Origin of the sequence: Flexivirga caeni (assembly GCF_003724155.1) — a bacterium.
GTDB lineage: Bacteria > Actinomycetota > Actinomycetes > Actinomycetales > Dermatophilaceae > Flexivirga > Flexivirga caeni.
The window spans coordinates 1-16377 of record NZ_RJJQ01000011.1; the positions used below are offsets into that span (position 1 = coordinate 1).

Consider the following 16377-nt stretch of genomic DNA (forward strand, 5'->3'; position numbering starts at 1 on the left):
TCACCGCCGCCGACCCCCTCACCGACCAAGCGACCGAAATCATCACCGCGACAGGCGTCACCTGGCCGACACACTAAACCGGCACGACTCAGGAGGTAACGGCCGCGGCAATTCTGCTGCGGTGGCGCAACTGTAGGGGCAGGTTGCTGACCGGCGCACTACTTTCAAGAAAATGTTCATCAGACCCGTCAGCTCGGCTATCGAGGTTGCGCGGATCAACCGGCCACTCGGAGGACTATCCAGCGGTAGCCAGGTATCAGCTGGCGGATGTCGCGCAGGACCCGCACTTGCCGACGACCGACCTCTGGGCGATCAACTCGCAGCTTGACCACGTGCATGGGCGAGCCGGTAGCTGGTGGTGCCGGTTTCGATGATGGTGCCGTGGTAGGTGAGCCGGTCCACGATCGCGGCGCACAACCTGGGGTCGGTGAAGGTGTCTGTCCACCCGCCGAAGCTCTGGTTGCTGGCGATGGCGATGCTGTTCTTTTCCTCGCGCTCGGTGAGGACTTGGAACAGCAGCTCGGCCCCGCGGCGGTCGAGTTCCATGTACCCCAGTTCATCAATGATGAGCAGGTCGACGCGGCCGTAGCGGGCGATCGTCTTCGCCAGGATCTTCTCGTCGGCGGCTTCGACGAGCTCGTTGACCAGCCTGGTGGCCAGGGTGTACCGGACTCGGTGTCCTTGTTCGGCGGCCGCGGTGCCCAACCCGATGAGCAAGTGGGACTTGCCGGTGCCGGAGTCCCCGATCAGGCACAGGGGTTCGCCTTTGCGGATCCAGTCGCCCTTGGCCAGTTGATGGATGGTGGCGGCTTCGATGGCCGGGTTGGCGTCGAAGTCGAAGTCACCCAACCATTTGGAGCGTGGGAACTGGGCTGCTTTGACCCGGCGGACCGAGGAGCGGCGGTCGCGGTCGTCGACCTCGGCGAGGAGTAGTTCGGCCAGGAACCCGGGGTAGGACAGTTGCTCCTTCTTGGCCACGCCGATGGCTTCGTCGAGCACCCCGCGGATCGTGGGCAGTCGGAGCCGGCGGCAGGCTTGGTCGACCGCAGCCAGGGCGGCTTCCTCAGTCAGGCCACGCCGGCGGCGCAGGGTCGGGGTGATGGTGGTCGCGGGCGCGGTGGGCATCAGCTGGTACTCGCTTTCGACAAGTCAGGTTCAGAAGCTACGGAGTGGCGGCGTGACAGGAGTTCGTCGTAGGCAGCCACGGACGGCAAGGGCCGGGTATCAGCAGGCAGGCATGCGATCACCGCGGCCGGGTCAGTCAGACGTCGTTGTGTGAGGCTGACAACGCGTTGCTCACGGACGTTGTCACGAGCAACGCGGTGACGGTCCGCGTTGGCCCCACGGGCGGCGTGTTCGAATGTCGTTGCGTGGCGGCGGGCTTCGACCGCGACGACCTCGGCAGTGACCGCACCCACGGTCAGGGCAGTCTCTATCCCTGCGACCACTGCCTCGGTCGGTAACGAACGGTGCAGTAGCAGGACGTCGATGAGTTGCTTGGTGCCCTCGGTGTCGCCGTTGACCTTGCGGGACGCGGCCCAGAACGCATCATGCGCCGCCGTGAACGCACCCGACGCGCGGGCCGATGCCAGTGCGGTCGAGCCGGGCAGTGCGCCCGGCTTGTGTTTCAACAACTCGAGATAGTGGTCGAGGTCGACGACATGCCCGCCGCGGGATGCGATCCGCGGATGCGTGGCCACCACGGTGTGCCCGTCGAACACGACCAGGTGAGAGGTGCGCAACGAGACCCGGACCTTGCGGCCGATCAGGTGCGCGGGCACGGAGTACTTCATCATCCGCACGGTGATCATCGCCGACCGATCCACGCGCGGGTGCAGCACCAGCCCGGGATCGAAGCGGTCGACCGGCAACGGTGCCAACAAGTCTCGCTCGGCGGCGTAGTCCGCGCCGATCGCGTTGAGCTTGCCAGTGATTCGCCGGGCATCGTCGGCGGCCTCCCAGCCCTTGATCTTGTCGTTCAGCTCGTCCAGGGACTCGACTTCCGGCATCGGGGTCAGGTGGTTACGGCGGAACCAGCCGACCTCCCCTTCCACGCCGCCTTTCTCGTGTGCGCCGGCGATGCCGGGCTGGCAGTAGAAGGAGTCGAACCCGTAGAACGATTTGAACAGCACCCAGCGGTCGTTCTCCTTGCGGCGGCGGTCACCACCGTGCAGCACCGCCAGCACCGCCGACGTCAGATTGTCGTACCGGATATGGCGAGTCGGGATCCCACCCAACGTTTCGAATGCGTCGATGTGACCTTCCAGGAACGCTTCCTGCGCGCACGTTGGGTACACCCGGTGGACTGCCTTCCCCGAGAACGACAGGCGGTAGATGAACATCTGGCACTTCGTCTTCACGCCCTGGATGACGACATAGACCTCGCCGAAGTCGACCTCGGCCTCCTGACCCGGTGCGTGCTCCTGCGGGACGAACGCGTCCTCGACACGGCGGCCGGCCTCCAGGTCGATCTGTGCGCGGCGGATCCGCACGTAGTCCCGCACCGTCGAATACGACAGGTTGGTCGCGGCGTGTTCCTCGACCAGCCGGGCAAGGATCCTGGTGGCGGTGTGCCGCTGCTTGCGGGGCGCGTCCAAGTCGGAGCGCAGCATGTCATCGATCGCGTCCTTGAACGGGTCCAGCCGCGGTGACGACCTATCCGGGCGTTTGCGTGCCGGTGGCGTCGCCGACGCCAACGCTTGCCGCACCGTGCGCCGGTGCACCCCGTGCCGCTTGGCAAGCGCACGGACGCCCAGGCCCTCGACCCGCGCGTCCCGGCGGATCACCGCGAACAACTCCACCCGTGACTCCATCCCAACCCCGATCCTCGAACCAGTAGATGAAGCCAAGGCTCGGGTGGGGCCAGATCAAACCGTCATAACCGCCCCGGCAAGTCGCACGTGGGGCCAAATCAGACCGTCACAGTGGGGCCAAACCAACCTGTCACAGCCAGACGGATAGCGCTCCGAGCGTGAGGCGACCCCCATCCCGATGCGGCGACTGGCGCAGCCAGCCGAAGTGGCCGAGGCGATCTACTTCCTCGGATCATCCGCCTCGTCTACATCACTGGTGCGGTCCTGCCGATCGATGGCGGATATACCGCGGAATAGTCGTACGTGTGCCGGTCCTGCCACCGATGGTGGGCAGGTGAATCATTCGTTGCGGCCATGTGTCAATCGGGTCACTGCGTCGGCCATGTGCAACCGAAGCAACCGATCGGTCCGCTCTGGATCTCTGTCGACAAAGGACTGCGCGATCTCGCGATGTTCGGCGACGCGCGCATCGTCGCCTCGGTAGGTTGGGCCAAGTGCATGAATGCCCATGCGCGTTTCGGTGAGCAGAGTGCGGTGCATCCGGGACAACCGGGGACTGCCCGCGAGTCGCACCAGCAGGTCGTGAAAGGCGATGTCCGCCTCGCCCATTCCGGTGGCGTCGTCGGCGTCGACCATCTCCTGCATGGTGTCGGCGATCGTTAGTAACTCGGTGCCGGCCTCGTGCGGGTCGGCCAGATGAATCTGCTCGGCTGCGGCGCGCTCGACCGCCTGCCGGGCGGTGTACATGTCGCGCACCCGATCCGGGGTCATCTCGATGACGAACAGCCCGCGATTGCGAATCGACAACAACAGGCCCTCTTGCGTGAGTCGCTGCAGCCCCTCGCGCAACGGCCCTCGGCTGACACCGAGCTGGCGCGCGAGCTCGGCTTCCCCGAGCTGTGCGCCGGGTCGGAGGTCTCCTCGTTCGATGGCATCTCGCACTTGATCGGCGATCATCACGGCAGTCGACTCGCGCACCACCGGCCGCAGTCTCAGATCGTCCGCACCGACGCTCGTCATACCCCTGCTCTCCTCGCCATATCGAGCAGCAGATTACCTGTCCCGGCGGCTTGCCGGATGACGCGCATGATGTCGAGCGGTGTGTTCGGCGCGTCCTGAGTCGCGCATCCTGACGCGCGACCGGGTCTAAGGTACGAGCACTACCCAGGCGGATGACGGCCTGTGACGTCAGGCCGTGGACCAGCGACGAGGAGCACATTTGGGACCGCCGCCTTCTCGTGAAGCGACGAAACAATATGGATCAGTGGGGTTTTCGCGATGAGTCGGCACGTCGCGTTGGTGGTCGTTACCACGTATATCGACCGCGCGCTGGACGGTATGACGGCAACCCTGCGCGAGCTTGGCGACGACCTGGCCAATGCCGAGACCGGGCTGGCGGGAGGCAATACGGCATACCAGATCGTGCGGCACTGCTGCGGCGTCCTGGAGTTCTGGGGTGGGTCCGTGCTGGCGAACCGGCCGATAGTGCGCGACCGGGAAGCCGAGTTCACATCGTCCGGGACGGTGGCGGAGCTGGTCGCTCTGGTGGAGCGGCAGCGTGCGCAATTCCGTTCCGATCTGGACGGATTCGACGGTGCCGCGCCACCGCGCGGACCGCTGCGTGAGGACAATCTGGACCCTGGCGAGGTCCCGACCCAGGGCGGCATACTCATGCACGTCTACGAAGAGTTGTCCCAGCATCGGGGACACCTCGACATCACTGCGGACATCGTGCGTGCTCGGTGATCGCGTGAGTGGCCGCAGAGTCGCCATCGACGTCGGGCAGGTCTTCGTGCGTGAGCTGGGACCGAGCCGACCGGCCGGCGCTCCGGTTCTTGCTATCCACGGCGGACCCGACTGGGACCACCACTACCTTCCACCCGGCATCGCTCCGCTCGCTGCGAGCCGCCGGGTGCTCGCGATGGATCTGCGCGGTTGTGGTTCCAGCTCTCGTGGTTTGCCGGCCGGGAGTTGTCAGCCGGCCAAGGTCGTCGATGACGTCCTGGCGGTCGCCGACGCCTACGAGGCAGCACAGATCCACCTCCTCGGGTTTCTCGTATGGCGGCGGGCTCGCCCAGCTGCTCGTGCAACGTCACCCAGAGCGCGTGCGATCACTTGTGCTTGCGTCGACCTCGTACGCGGAGGAGCGACAGGTTGCCACCAGCATCGGTCCGAGCAGTGGCGTGCGCGCGTTGCCCAGTGTCCGAGCCGGGTGTGGCCGGCGAGCGTTCCCGAGGATCCGGCATCGCTGACCCGGCACTGGGCACTCGACCAGGTTCCACTCGATGTGTGGGACGAGTCGCTGTTTGCGGTATACCGAAGATTGCTCGGCACAGTGAAATTCTCCGGCGATTGGCTCACTGAACTCGTCACTTGCGGGCTCGGTCCGAGCCGGCCGGACGACGCGCCGAAGGTGCTTGCCGAGCTGGGCGTGCCGACTCTGGTGCTCCACGGAGAGTTCGACCTGACGTGTCCGCTGCAGCTGGCGATGGATCTCGCGGATGAGCTCCCACGTGCGCGGCTCGAAGTGATTCCCGGAGCCGGTCACATGGCGCAGTTCGAGAGGCCGGTGGCCTGGGCGGCTGCGATCGAACGCTTTCTCAGGTCGAGCTGAGCGCCTCGGGACGCGCACACAACCTGAAGTGCGGTTCACGCGCGTGCGGCGCGCTTGGCAGCGACGAGAGCGCGTGCCTCTTCTGCGGTGAGTGACCGCGATGGATCGGCGACCGTCGCCTCGGCGATCGGCACAACTGTCGTGCGCAGCCAGTGCTCCACCTCGGCATCACGAAAGATGCCGTCTTCCTCACTCAGCAGGCGCAACCCGTCGCGGACGACGTCGCCTTGGCTCGCATATCTGCCGGACCGGACACGGGCATCCACAGCTGCGGCAACGTCGGCTGGGATGTCGATGGAGACGGCCACCCAGGAACCTATACCCCGCCAGTAAGTGCCCACTCGACGCAGTTACCAGCGAGTACGCACGGGATACCCGCCAGTAACTCCCCACTCGGGCTACTTGGCGACGACGCGAGACCACCTGAGCCGCCAACGCCGTCCAGAACCAGCCATCGATCGCCGAGCAGGGTACCTGCCCGCCGACCGGGTACGGGACCCCGGACGCCCGGTTCTTACCCCGCTCGGCGCGTATCTACCCCGCTCGGCCAGGCGGCACGAGCTTGCCGCTCTTGGCGACCTCGGGGTCGGTGCAGGAGGAACGGTCGAAGCAGCACGGGCGGCGCTTGCCGGAGCGCATCTTGGACAGCCCGACGTCGACGCGCCGGGCGCGGGTGGCCGGGTTGTTGGTGGCCTTGATCCAGCGCACCCACTCCCAGCGGGCCATCGGGGTGATGTCCCGCCAGATCGCGGTGACGTCCTCGGCTCCGGCCAGGGCCGTGGCCAGGTCGTCGGGGACATCCGGCTCCGGCCAGTCCTCGACCGCCGCGATCCGCAACTGCACGGATTGCCCTGCGTCGAGCGGCAATTCGTCGCGAAGTCCGGTGCCGATAGCCAGCCAGTGGCCGCGACGGCCGTCCGGCTCGACCACCGTTGAGTAGGTGTGCCCGTCGAGCCACACGGTGGCGGCGACCTGCCCGCGCGAGGGTAGCGCGGCACTCGCCTCGGCCGGGAGCCGGACGATCATCCGGTCGCCGAGGAGCTCGGTCTGCGCCGTGCAGATGACAGTGCTGGGTGCGATCCTGCTCGCCATACGAACAAGGGTAGGCGACCCAGCTGACCGGCACCCATTTGTCGGCGGCCTACCCCATGACGGTGAGCGCCACGCTCGGCGGCACCGGAAGCTTCGGACTGACCGCGACCGACGATACCGTGTAGTGACCGGCAGGCAGCGGCGGCGGGTTCCCGTCCGGGCCGCATGCGGGCGTGTCCTGGTCGGACTCGGGGGAGCAGGTGCTGTAGCTCGCCATGATCGACGTCCGGTAGGAGGAATTGCCCGTCGGGATCGTGATCTGCTCCGCGCACAGTGGCTGGACCGCCTGCTGCTGGTAGTTCGAATCGCCGAGGAGGAGGTCGAACGGCGGCCCACAGCCGAGGAACTGCAACGCGTGCCCGGATGCGTTGTCCACGACCACCCACGCCGTCAGGGTGTCGCCGGCGCGCACGGTGGTGGTGGGTGGAAGTGACTCCCGTCGAGGCATGCGTTCACGTGTCGCCGGCGCGCACGGTGGTGGTGGGCAACCTGATGCGCGCCGAGATACCGGGGGTCGCGTGCCCAGACATGGCCGAGGTCGACTTCGCCCCGGACGTGGCAGGCGCGGACCTCGCCCCGGCGGACCCGTGACCGCACGCGGCCAGGGCCACCGTGCCGACGAGGAGCGCGGCAGACAACCGACAGATTCGCCGCGCCGCGCGCCGAGTGGGCAGTAGACGCTGCGAGGGCTCGGCTCTCATGACGTCTGGTGACCTCTCGGGCGTGGGAGCGCGGCCGGTTCGGCCACCTCCCGAATCTACTGCGAGTCCGCCCCCGGTTTCCGGGCAAACACCAGCAGCGCGTCGTTCTCGATGCGCACTCCGTCGGGGCCGACGAGCGCGGCCAGTTCGGCGCGCACCGCCTGGCGGGTGGGGCCGTCCAGTACGACGTAGCGCGAATAGGTGAACTGCAGGTCGAGCCAGTCCTCGCGGGAATAGCGCCGCTCTTCGCGGAAGCTGGAGTGCGAGACCTCGAACCCGGTGCCGGTCAGCAGCGCGTCGACCGCGCGTTCACGCTGCTCGGACGGCCGGCCGCGAACCGTGTCGGTGAGATAGCGGTCGTCGATCTCGGCTATCCGGTCGTGCGGCGGATCGGTCTCGACGAAACGATTCCAGATCAGCGCCAGCCCGCCGCCCGGCGCAAGCACTCGCCATACCTTGGCTACCGCAACCTCCGGATCGACCCAGTGGAACGACTGCGCGAAACACACCAGCTCGAACGTCCGCCCGCGCGGCTCCCACTCCTCGAAGGCCGCGACTTCCACGTCAATGCCGGACGCGCGCGCAACGGCAGCCATCTGCGGATCCGGTTCGACCGCAAGAACATTCGCGCCCGCGTCGCGCAGCTGGCGGCTCGCGATGCCGGTGCCGGCACCGACATCGAGGACACGTAGTCCAGGTCGCGTCGTCAGTGCGCCGATCAGCGCGGGCGGGTATGCCGGGCGCAACTCGTCGTACGCCGCCGCAACCGCCCCGAACGACTCGGCACGCGCCCTGTTCAGATGAATCGACTCACCGTCGCTCATGCGGCCGCGGACGCTGCGGCGAACGCCCGGTAGGCGCCGACGATCACGTCGACGCACTGGTCGAGTTCGAACAACGGAGTGTTGAGTTCGAGGTGGTAGAGGTTCGAGTCGTTGATGTCCCGGCCGTAGAGATGCTGGACATACTTCGCGCGGGCCTCGTCGGTGCGGTGCTGGCGCTCGCGCGCGGTCGCCTCGTCGGCGTCGTAGTACTTCACGGCGGCGATGACACGCAGTTCCGGATCGCCATACAGCCGCACACGCAACACCTCGGGGTGGGTGCCGTGCAGCGCGGCCGCTCCACCACGGCCGAGGATGACGGCACCGTCGGCGAGAGCGCCCTCCATCAGTTTGCTCGCCTCGACCCGGAACTCCTCGGTGGCGCCGCTCCGCGCGGACGCGAGGATCTCGGGGTCGCCCGTCACGGTGTCGGCGAGGGGAGCGAGGGCGGCGAAGAACCGGTCGGCAAAACTCTGCTTGCGTTCGCCCTTCTCGGCCTCCTCGAGCGACACCTGCAGTTCCTCGGCGACCTTGCCGTCGATCGTGCGGTCCAGCAGCCGGAAGCCGAGCGCCTCCGCCACGCGGGGCGCGATGACGTTGCCGCCCGCGCCATACTGCGAAGAAATGGTGAGTCCAGGCATGACGGTCTCCTAACTGACGGGGAGTCTTTCATCGTCTTTCTATCATCGTCCTGTCTGGAGGTGGCCGCTGAGATCGGGCCCAGGCGGTCACGAATAGACTTCGCTGCATGTCTGCGCTCTCCCGCGACGAGGTAGCCCACGTCGCCATGCTCGCCCGCATCCAGCTCACCGACGGCGAACTCGACCGTCTCGCCGGTCAGTTGGACCAGATCGTCGGCTTCGTGGCCACGGTCGGGGAGATCGCCGCCGCCGACATACCGCCCATGTCGCACCCGCTGCCGCTGGAGAACGTCACGCGCGACGACGTCGTGCGCCCCAGCCTGACCCCGGCGGAGGCGCTGGCCGCCGCGCCGAAGGTGCAGGCCGAGCGCTTCGCCGTGCCGCGCATCCTGGACGAGGACTGAGGACCGCATGACCGACTACACCCGCCTGACCGCGGCGCAGCTCGCCGACGCCCTTGCCTCCGGCGAGACGACCTCAGTCGAGGTCACGCAGGCGCACCTGGACCGCATCGCCGAGGTCGACGGCGCCATCCACGCCTTCCTGCAGGTCGATGCCGAGGGGGCGCTCGCGGCGGCCCAGGGCGTCGACGAGGCACGCGCCGCCGGGGAGCCGCTTGGTCTGCTCGCCGGCGTGCCGATCGCGGTCAAGGACATATTGGCGACCAGAGGCCTGGAGACCACTGCCGGCAGCAAGATCCTGGCCGGCTGGATTCCGCCGTATGACGCGACCGTCGTCACCCGGCTACGCGCCGCCGGAATGCCGATCCTCGGCAAGACCAACATGGACGAGTTCGCCATGGGCAGCTCGACCGAGCACTCGGCATACGGCCCGACGCACAACCCGTGGGCGCTCGACCGCATCCCCGGCGGGTCCGGCGGCGGCTCGGCCGCGGCGGTCGCCGCGTTCGAGGCGCCGCTCGCCATCGGCACGGACACCGGCGGCTCGATCCGCCAACCCGCCGCCGTCACCGGCACGGTCGGCACCAAACCGACGTATGGCGGGGTGTCGCGCTACGGCATCATCGCGCTGGCCAGCTCGCTGGACCAGGCCGGTCCGTGCACCCGCTCCGTCCTGGACGCGGCGCTGCTGCACGAGGTGATGGGCGGCCACGACCTGATGGACTCGACCTCGATCGACGCGCCGGTGCCGCCGGTGGTCGAAGCGGCTCGGCGCGGTGACGTCTCCGGCATGAAAATCGGTGTCATCAAAGAGATTTCGGGCGAGGGGTTTCAGCCCGGCATCAAGCGGCTCTTCGACGAGTCGGTGCAGTTGCTCGTCTCCCGTGGCGCCGAGGTCGTCGAGGTGACTTGCCCCAGCTTCGAGAAGGGGCTGGCTGCCTACTACCTGATCCTGCCGAGCGAGGCGAGCTCCAATCTGGCCCGCTTCGACGCGATGCGCTATGGCCTGCGGGTCGGTCCCGAGGGCGTCGAGCACCCCAGCGCCGAGCAGGTCATGGCTGCCACCCGCGAGGCCGGCTTCGGTGACGAGGTCAAGCGCCGGATCATCCTGGGCACCTACGCGTTGTCGGCCGGTTACTACGACGCCTACTACGGGCACGCGCAGAAGGTCCGCACGCTGATCGCGCGCGACTTCGCCGCGGCATACGAAAAGGTCGACGTGCTCGTCACGCCGACGGCGCCCACCACGGCGTTCAAGCTCGGCGAGAAACTGGACGACCCGATGGCGATGTACCTCAACGACGTCGCCACCATCCCGGCGAACCTCGCCGGCATCCCCGGCATGTCTATCCCCAACGGTCTCGCGGCCGAGGACGGCCTGCCCAGTGGGTTCCAGATCCTGGCTCCGGCCACCAAGGACGAGCGGCTCTACGAAGTCGCGGCGGCCCTGGAGGCTGCCCTGCACGATTCGTGGGGTGCCCCGATCCTGGCGCAAGCACCGGCCCTCGCAGGGAAGGCGGACAACTGATGGCTGACGCAGTGGTCGACTACGACGAGGCGCTCACCAGGTACGACCCGGTGATGGGTTTCGAGGTGCACGTCGAACTCAACACCGACACCAAGATGTTCTGCGGATGCGCGACCGTCTTTGGCGCAGAACCGAATTCGCACGTCTGCCCGGTGTGCCTCGGCCTGCCCGGAGCGCTTCCGGTGGTCAACGGCAAGGCGGTCGAGTCGGCGATCCGGCTCGGCTTGGCGCTCAACTGCGGCATCGCCGAGTGGTGCCGCTTCGCCCGGAAGAACTACTTCTATCCGGACATGCCGAAGAACTTCCAGACCAGCCAGTATGACGAGCCGATCTGCTTCGACGGCTACCTCGACGTGGAGATCCCGGCTGCCTCCGGTGACGGCACCGAGACGTTCCGCGTCGAGATCGAGCGAGCGCACATGGAGGAGGACACCGGCAAGTCGCTGCACGTCGGTGGCGCCACGGGCCGCATCCAGGGCGCCGAATATTCCCTGGTCGACTTCAACCGCGCCGGCATACCGCTCATCGAGATCGTCACGAAACCCATTGAGGGCGCTGGAGATCGGGCGCCGGAGATCGCCCGGGCGTATGTCGCGACGCTTCGCGACCTGGTCAAGGCCCTCGACATCAGCGACGTGAAAATGGAGCAGGGGTCGGTGCGCTGCGACGCCAACGTGTCACTGCGTCCGATCGGCACCGAGAAGCTCGGCACCCGTACCGAGACGAAGAACGTCAACTCGCTGCGGTCGATCGAGCGCGCGGTGCGCTACGAGATCAGCCGCCAGGCAGCGATTCTCGACGACGGCGGCTCCATCACCCAGGAGACCCGGCACTGGCACGAGGACACCGGCGTCACCACGGCCGGCCGCCCCAAGTCGGACGCCGACGACTACCGATACTTCCCCGAGCCCGACCTGGTGCCCGTCGCGCCGGCTGCCGAGCGCGTCGAGGAGTTACGTGGCACGTTGCCAGAGCCGCCGGCCCAGCGTCGCAAGCGGCTCCAATCCGACTGGGGTTACAGCGATCTGGAGATGCGCGACGTCATCAATGCCGGCGCGATCGACCTGATCGACGAGTCGGTCGCGGCCGGCGCGTCACCCGCCGGTGCCCGCAAGTGGTGGACCGGCGAGCTCGCCCGGCGCGCGAATGCCGAGGGCAAGGCGATCGACGAATTCAACGTCACCCCGGCACATGTCGCCGAGCTCGACGGCCTGGTCAAGGCCGGCCGGCTCAACGACTCGATGGCCCGCCAGGTCCTCGACGGTGTGATCGACGGCGAGGGCTCACCGACCGAGGTCGCCGACGCACGGGGGCTGGAACTCGTCAAGGACGACGGTGCTCTCGAAGCCGCCGTGGACAAGGTCATCGCGGCCAACGAGGCGATCGCCGCCAAGGTCCGCGACGGCAAGCTCAACGCGGCCGGCGCGCTGATCGGGCAGGTGATGAAGGAGCTGAAGGGCCAGGCCGACGCCGCCAAGGCACGGGAGCTGATCCTCGTCAAGCTGACCTCCTGAGCGGGGCGGCACCGTCCCTCGCAGAGGTTGGACGTCGGCTACGCCGCCGTCCCGGGCGCATTCCGCTTCGCTCCGCTAGCGCTCCGCTGCGCTGCATCGGCCCGGGCCGACGACGCAACCGACGCCGTGCGTGGCGTGGTCGGCCGGCTTCGTCGTGGGTTGGTCACCGCCGTATCGGTGGGTGGCCCCGCGGTCCGGCGGGCGGGGAGGCCTGGCTAAGTTCGGGGCCATGACTGTCGTGTCGTTGCCCGAGGAGCGGTGGGTTGCCGAGTTGGCGGATCTTGACGGGGTGGAGCTGGTCTGCTGGGACATGAGCAGCGCGCCGCCGCGAGACGACATCGAGGTGGTGGTGCCGCCATACATGGGCGTTTCGGAGCGGTTCGCCCGGTTCGCCGAGGTGCCCAAGCTGCGGGCCGTGCAACTGGTGACGGCCGGTTTCGAGACTGCACTGCCCTACCTGCCCGACGGCGTGGTGCTCGCCAACGGCCGCGGCATCCACGACACGTCCACGGCCGAACTCGCCGTCGGGCTCGCCATCGCCGCGCAGCGCGGCATACCGCAGGCTGTGCGTGCGCAGGAACACGGGGAGTGGCAACGCATGGCCGGCCTCCCGTCGCTCGCCGACCGGCACGCACTGATCATCGGCTACGGCTCGATCGGCGCGCAGATCGCCCGTCGTCTCGAGCCGATGGAGGTTTCGATCACGGCTGTTGCGTCGACCGCGCGCGGCGGGGACGACATCGTCGACGCCGTGCACGGCGTCGACGAGTTGCCGGAGCTACTGCCCGATCACGACGTCGTCTTCCTGATCCTGCCGCTCACCGATGCGACCCGGCACCTCGTCGACGCCGCATTCCTGGCGCGCATGCCGCGGAACTCGTTGCTGGTCAACGTTGCTCGCGGCGGCGTCGTCGACACGGACGCGCTGGTGGAGGCGTGTCGGGCGGGTCACGTGCGCGCGGCGCTCGACGTCACCGACCCGGAGCCGCTGCCCGAGGACCACCCGCTGTGGACCACCGAGGGTGCCCTCATCACGCCGCACGTCGGCGGGGCCACCACCGCCTTCGAACCTCGTGCGCTGCGCTTCCTGCGCACCGCGCTCGCCGGATACGTGAGCGACGGCACGTTGCGCACCGCCGTCGCGACCGGCGCGAAGTGACATGCTGCAGACCATGCGCGAACGTACTGAGCCGTTGCCGGCCCGCGGGTATGACGAAGCCCGGCCCGGGAACGGGTGGCTATGAACGCCGCAAGCCGGCAGTTGGTGCTGCTCCGGCACGCCAAGGCCGCCGATCCCAGTAGTGCCACGGATCACGAACGCCCGCTCACCGAGCGCGGCAGAGCCGATGCACGCACGATGGGCCACTGGCTCAAGCGGCAGGGGGTGCGGGTCGACCTGGTGCTCTGCTCGACTGCGGTGCGCACCCGGGAGACCTGGGCCGAACTCGTCGAGAGCAGTGGGCTCGGAGCCCTCGTCGATCACGACCCTCGCATCTACAACGCGTCCGTCGAGCGGCTCCTGGGCGTGGTCGCGCAGGACGGCCACTCGGCTCGCTCCATCGCGCTGGTCGGGCACGCTCCCGGCGTTCCCGGTCTCGCCGCGACGCTCACCGGCGGCGATGCGGCCCTCGACGACGGCTTCCCGACCTGCACGGCGGCCATCATCGAGGTCGACGTGCCGTGGAAGGACCTCGCACCTGGCACGGGCAGGCTGGTGGCGACCCACACAGCACGATCGTCCGATTGATGGGACCGGCGTCCCATTCCGTGGACATTCGCCGTACGCTGGGGCCATGCCAGCATTGAGGTCCCGGACCACCACTTTCGGCCGTGCCGCGGCCGGCGCCCGCTCTCTGTGGCGTGCGACCGGCATGACGGAAGGCGACTTCGGCAAGCCGATCGTCGCGATCGCGAACTCCTACACGCAGTTCGTGCCCGGTCACGTCCATCTCAAGGACGTCGGTGAGATCGTCGCCGAAGGTGTTCGTGCCGCCGGTGGCGTGCCGCGCGAGTTCAACACGATCGCGGTCGACGACGGCATCGCGATGGGGCACGGCGGCATGCTCTACTCCCTGCCGAGTCGCGAGATCATCGCGGACTCGGTCGAATACATGGTCAACGCGCACACCGCAGATGCGCTGGTGTGCATCTCCAACTGCGACAAGATCACTCCGGGCATGCTGAACGCCGCGATGCGGCTGAACGTCCCGACCGTGTTCGTCTCCGGCGGCCCGATGGAGGCTGGCAAGACGGTCTCGGTCGATGGAGTCGTGCACCCGTCCTCCGACCTGATCACCTCGATCTCGGCCTCGGCCAACGACAACGTCGACGACGAGACGCTCGCCAAGGTCGAGGAGAGCGCCTGCCCGACCTGCGGCAGCTGCTCGGGCATGTTCACAGCCAACTCGATGAACTGCCTGACCGAGGCACTCGGCCTCGCTCTGCCGGGCAACGGCTCGACCCTGGCCACTCACGCCGCACGCCGCGCACTCTTCGAGCGCGCCGGCCGCGTCGTGGTCGACCTGGCCAAGCGCTACTACGAGCAGGACGACCACTCGGCACTGCCGCGCAACATCGCGACCTCCGCGGCGTTCCGCAACGCCATGGCACTGGACGTGGCGATGGGCGGTTCGACCAACACGGTGCTGCACATCCTGGCCGCCGCCCAGGAAGGCGAGGTCAAGGACTTCGACCTGGCCGTCATCGACGAGATCAGCCGGCGGGTGCCATGCCTCGCCAAGGTGGCGCCCAACTCGTTCTTCCACATGGAGGACGTGCACCGGGCCGGCGGCATACCCGCGATCCTGGGCGAGTTGCGCCGAGCCGGCCTCTTGGAGGCCGACGTCACCACGGTCCACGCATCGACGCTCGAGGAGTGGCTCGACGACTGGGACATCCGCTCGGGCTTGGCAAGCGACGAGGCGATCGAGTTGTTCCACGCCGCGCCCGGCGGGGTGCGCACGGTCGAGCCGTTCTCGACGGAGAACCGCTGGTCCGGTCTGGACACCGATGCCGCCAACGGCTGCATCCACGACAAGGAGCACGCCTACACCGCCGAGGGCGGGCTGGCCATCCTGCGCGGCAACCTGGCCGTCGACGGCGCGGTCATCAAGACTGCCGGCGTCGAGGAGGAGTTGTGGCACTTCGAGGGGCCCGCCCGGGTCGTCGACTCCCAGGAAGAGGCCGTCGAGGTCATCCTGAACAAGGTCGTCCAGCCGGGTGAGGTGCTGGTCGTGCGCTACGAGGGCCCCGCGGGTGGTCCGGGCATGCAGGAGATGCTGCACCCGACCGCATTCCTGAAGGGCACCGGCCTGGGGAAGGTGTGCGCCCTGATCACCGACGGCCGGTTCTCCGGCGGGTCGAGCGGCCTGTGCGTCGGCCACATCTCCCCGGAGGCGGCCTCCGGCGGCGCCATCGGGCTGGTCCGCGACGGTGACCCGATCCGGATCGACGTCATCAGCCGCACGCTGCAATTGCAGATCGACGACGCCGAACTCGAGCGCCGTCGCGCTGAGATGGAGGCGTCCGAGAACCCTTGGCAGCCGAAGGTGCGTGACCGCGTGGTCTCCAAGGCGCTGCAGGCGTATGCCGCCATGGCGACGTCCGCGGACCGCGGCGCGATCCGCGAGGTGCCGACCAGGCGCTGAGCGCACTCGCCGAGCGGGGTACATCGTCATCGAGCGGGGTACATCCACGGTCCGGAATGGTCCACGGATGTACCCCGCTCGGGCGTGTTGTACCCCGCTCGGTGGTGGTGTGGTCAGAGTTCGAGCTGCATGAAGCGGTCCGTGGTGGTGAACCCGAGCGACTCGTAGAGGTTGATCGCGATGTCGTTGCCGCCGAAGACGTGCAGCGACAGCGCGCGATAGCCGTTGTCGCGCGCCCACTGTGCCGCGGCCTGCATGATGGCACGGCCGTAGCCTTTACCGCGTGCCGCGGGCTCGACCTGGATGTCGTAGATGAACGCCGTGTCCGGTGCGCCGCCCCGCGGAGCCATCCACAGCCGCCCGACGCGTGCGCCGGCGTCGTCCTCGCCGATGAAGATCTCGTGCCCGGGGCAGAGGCGATCGTCCGGGAATAGTTGCGCGGTCTCGCGTTCGGACTGACGCAGTGCCTCGTCCAGCGGGATGCCGCCGTTGCGGTGCTTGTCCTCGGCGTACTCCCGACGCGTGGTGTCGATGTATGCCGGGAGCTCGTCGTCGGTGATCGGTCGGATGTTCACGACCGGACTCTAGCCCCGGCGGGGGCGAAG

Annotated in this window: 17 protein-coding genes; 8 read left to right on the forward strand and 9 right to left on the reverse strand. The window is 68.1% G+C overall.

Annotated elements, in window-relative coordinates; genetic code table 11:
- Window positions 1-312: 312 nt before the first annotated feature.
- From istB to EFY87_RS11260, 3 genes are all read right to left on the reverse strand, one after another.
- Entirely contained in the window at window positions 313-1125 is an 813-nt protein-coding gene (istB, locus tag EFY87_RS11250) for an IS21-like element helper ATPase IstB (protein WP_123271587.1), read from the reverse strand.
- A complete protein-coding gene (gene istA / locus EFY87_RS11255; protein ID WP_123271588.1) occupies window positions 1125-2813 on the reverse strand; it encodes an IS21 family transposase in 1689 nt (562 codons plus the stop codon). Before istA ends, istB begins: the two co-directional genes overlap by 1 nt.
- Before the next feature lie 339 nt (window positions 2814-3152).
- Complete coding sequence (locus tag EFY87_RS11260; RefSeq protein WP_123271589.1) at window positions 3153-3833, reverse strand: GntR family transcriptional regulator; 681 nt, start codon at window positions 3831-3833, stop codon at window positions 3153-3155.
- A 258-nt stretch (window positions 3834-4091) separates the two neighbouring features.
- On the opposite strand from EFY87_RS11260, the gene EFY87_RS11265 reads away from it, so the two are divergent.
- Entirely contained in the window at window positions 4092-4559 is a 468-nt protein-coding gene (locus tag EFY87_RS11265; RefSeq protein WP_123271590.1) for a mycothiol transferase, read from the forward strand.
- Between the two features lie 4 nt (window positions 4560-4563).
- Window positions 4564-5427, forward strand: coding sequence for an alpha/beta fold hydrolase (locus EFY87_RS20675; RefSeq protein ID WP_148043311.1), 864 nt, complete (start codon window positions 4564-4566; stop codon window positions 5425-5427).
- Between the two features lie 35 nt (window positions 5428-5462).
- Here the strand turns inward: EFY87_RS20675 and EFY87_RS11275 are convergent, their stop codons facing one another.
- The 5 genes from EFY87_RS11275 to EFY87_RS11295 all read right to left on the reverse strand — a co-directional run bounded on the left by EFY87_RS11275 (window position 5463) and on the right by EFY87_RS11295 (window position 8682).
- Window positions 5463-5735 carry a type II toxin-antitoxin system ParD family antitoxin gene (locus tag EFY87_RS11275; RefSeq protein ID WP_220093602.1) on the reverse strand — a complete coding sequence of 91 codons (273 nt, stop codon included), beginning with the start codon at window positions 5733-5735 and terminating at the stop codon, window positions 5463-5465.
- A 226-nt stretch (window positions 5736-5961) separates the two neighbouring features.
- On the reverse strand, window positions 5962-6519 hold the full coding sequence (locus EFY87_RS11280; RefSeq protein WP_123271591.1) for a YdeI/OmpD-associated family protein: 558 nt from the start codon (window positions 6517-6519) through the stop codon (window positions 5962-5964).
- Window positions 6520-6568: 49 nt separating this feature from the next.
- Window positions 6569-6967 (reverse strand): hypothetical protein, encoded by a 399-nt coding sequence (locus EFY87_RS11285; protein WP_148043312.1) that lies wholly within the window; start codon window positions 6965-6967, stop codon window positions 6569-6571.
- Between the two features lie 309 nt (window positions 6968-7276).
- On the reverse strand, window positions 7277-8044 hold the full coding sequence (locus tag EFY87_RS11290; RefSeq protein WP_123271593.1) for a class I SAM-dependent methyltransferase: 768 nt from the start codon (window positions 8042-8044) through the stop codon (window positions 7277-7279).
- Complete coding sequence (locus tag EFY87_RS11295; RefSeq protein WP_123271594.1) at window positions 8041-8682, reverse strand: cytidylate kinase-like family protein; 642 nt, start codon at window positions 8680-8682, stop codon at window positions 8041-8043. Before EFY87_RS11295 ends, EFY87_RS11290 begins: the two co-directional genes overlap by 4 nt.
- Before the next feature lie 107 nt (window positions 8683-8789).
- On the opposite strand from EFY87_RS11295, the gene gatC reads away from it, so the two are divergent.
- The 6 genes from gatC (at window position 8790) to ilvD (ending at window position 15772) form a co-directional block, all read left to right on the forward strand.
- Window positions 8790-9086: an Asp-tRNA(Asn)/Glu-tRNA(Gln) amidotransferase subunit GatC gene (gene gatC, locus EFY87_RS11300; protein WP_123271595.1), complete on the forward strand. Its 297-nt coding sequence runs from the start codon at window positions 8790-8792 to the stop codon at window positions 9084-9086.
- A gap of 7 nt (window positions 9087-9093) precedes the next feature.
- The gene (gene gatA / locus EFY87_RS11305) at window positions 9094-10611 is read left to right on the forward strand and encodes an Asp-tRNA(Asn)/Glu-tRNA(Gln) amidotransferase subunit GatA (RefSeq protein WP_123271596.1); all 1518 of its coding nucleotides are present in this window, start codon (window positions 9094-9096) and stop codon (window positions 10609-10611) included.
- Window positions 10611-12125 carry an Asp-tRNA(Asn)/Glu-tRNA(Gln) amidotransferase subunit GatB gene (gene gatB, locus EFY87_RS11310; protein ID WP_123271597.1) on the forward strand — a complete coding sequence of 505 codons (1515 nt, stop codon included), beginning with the start codon at window positions 10611-10613 and terminating at the stop codon, window positions 12123-12125. The genes gatA and gatB overlap by 1 nt, the downstream gene beginning before the upstream one ends.
- Before the next feature lie 229 nt (window positions 12126-12354).
- Complete coding sequence (locus EFY87_RS11315) at window positions 12355-13284, forward strand: 2-hydroxyacid dehydrogenase (RefSeq protein ID WP_123271738.1); 930 nt, start codon at window positions 12355-12357, stop codon at window positions 13282-13284.
- 81 nt (window positions 13285-13365) lie between these two features.
- Entirely contained in the window at window positions 13366-13872 is a 507-nt protein-coding gene (locus EFY87_RS11320) for a SixA phosphatase family protein (protein ID WP_123271598.1), read from the forward strand.
- Between the two features lie 46 nt (window positions 13873-13918).
- Complete coding sequence (ilvD, locus tag EFY87_RS11325; RefSeq protein WP_123271599.1) at window positions 13919-15772, forward strand: dihydroxy-acid dehydratase; 1854 nt, start codon at window positions 13919-13921, stop codon at window positions 15770-15772.
- A 113-nt stretch (window positions 15773-15885) separates the two neighbouring features.
- Here ilvD and EFY87_RS11330 read toward each other — a convergent pair whose 3' ends face one another.
- Complete coding sequence (locus EFY87_RS11330; RefSeq protein ID WP_123271600.1) at window positions 15886-16347, reverse strand: GNAT family N-acetyltransferase; 462 nt, start codon at window positions 16345-16347, stop codon at window positions 15886-15888.
- Window positions 16348-16377 lie beyond the last annotated feature (30 nt).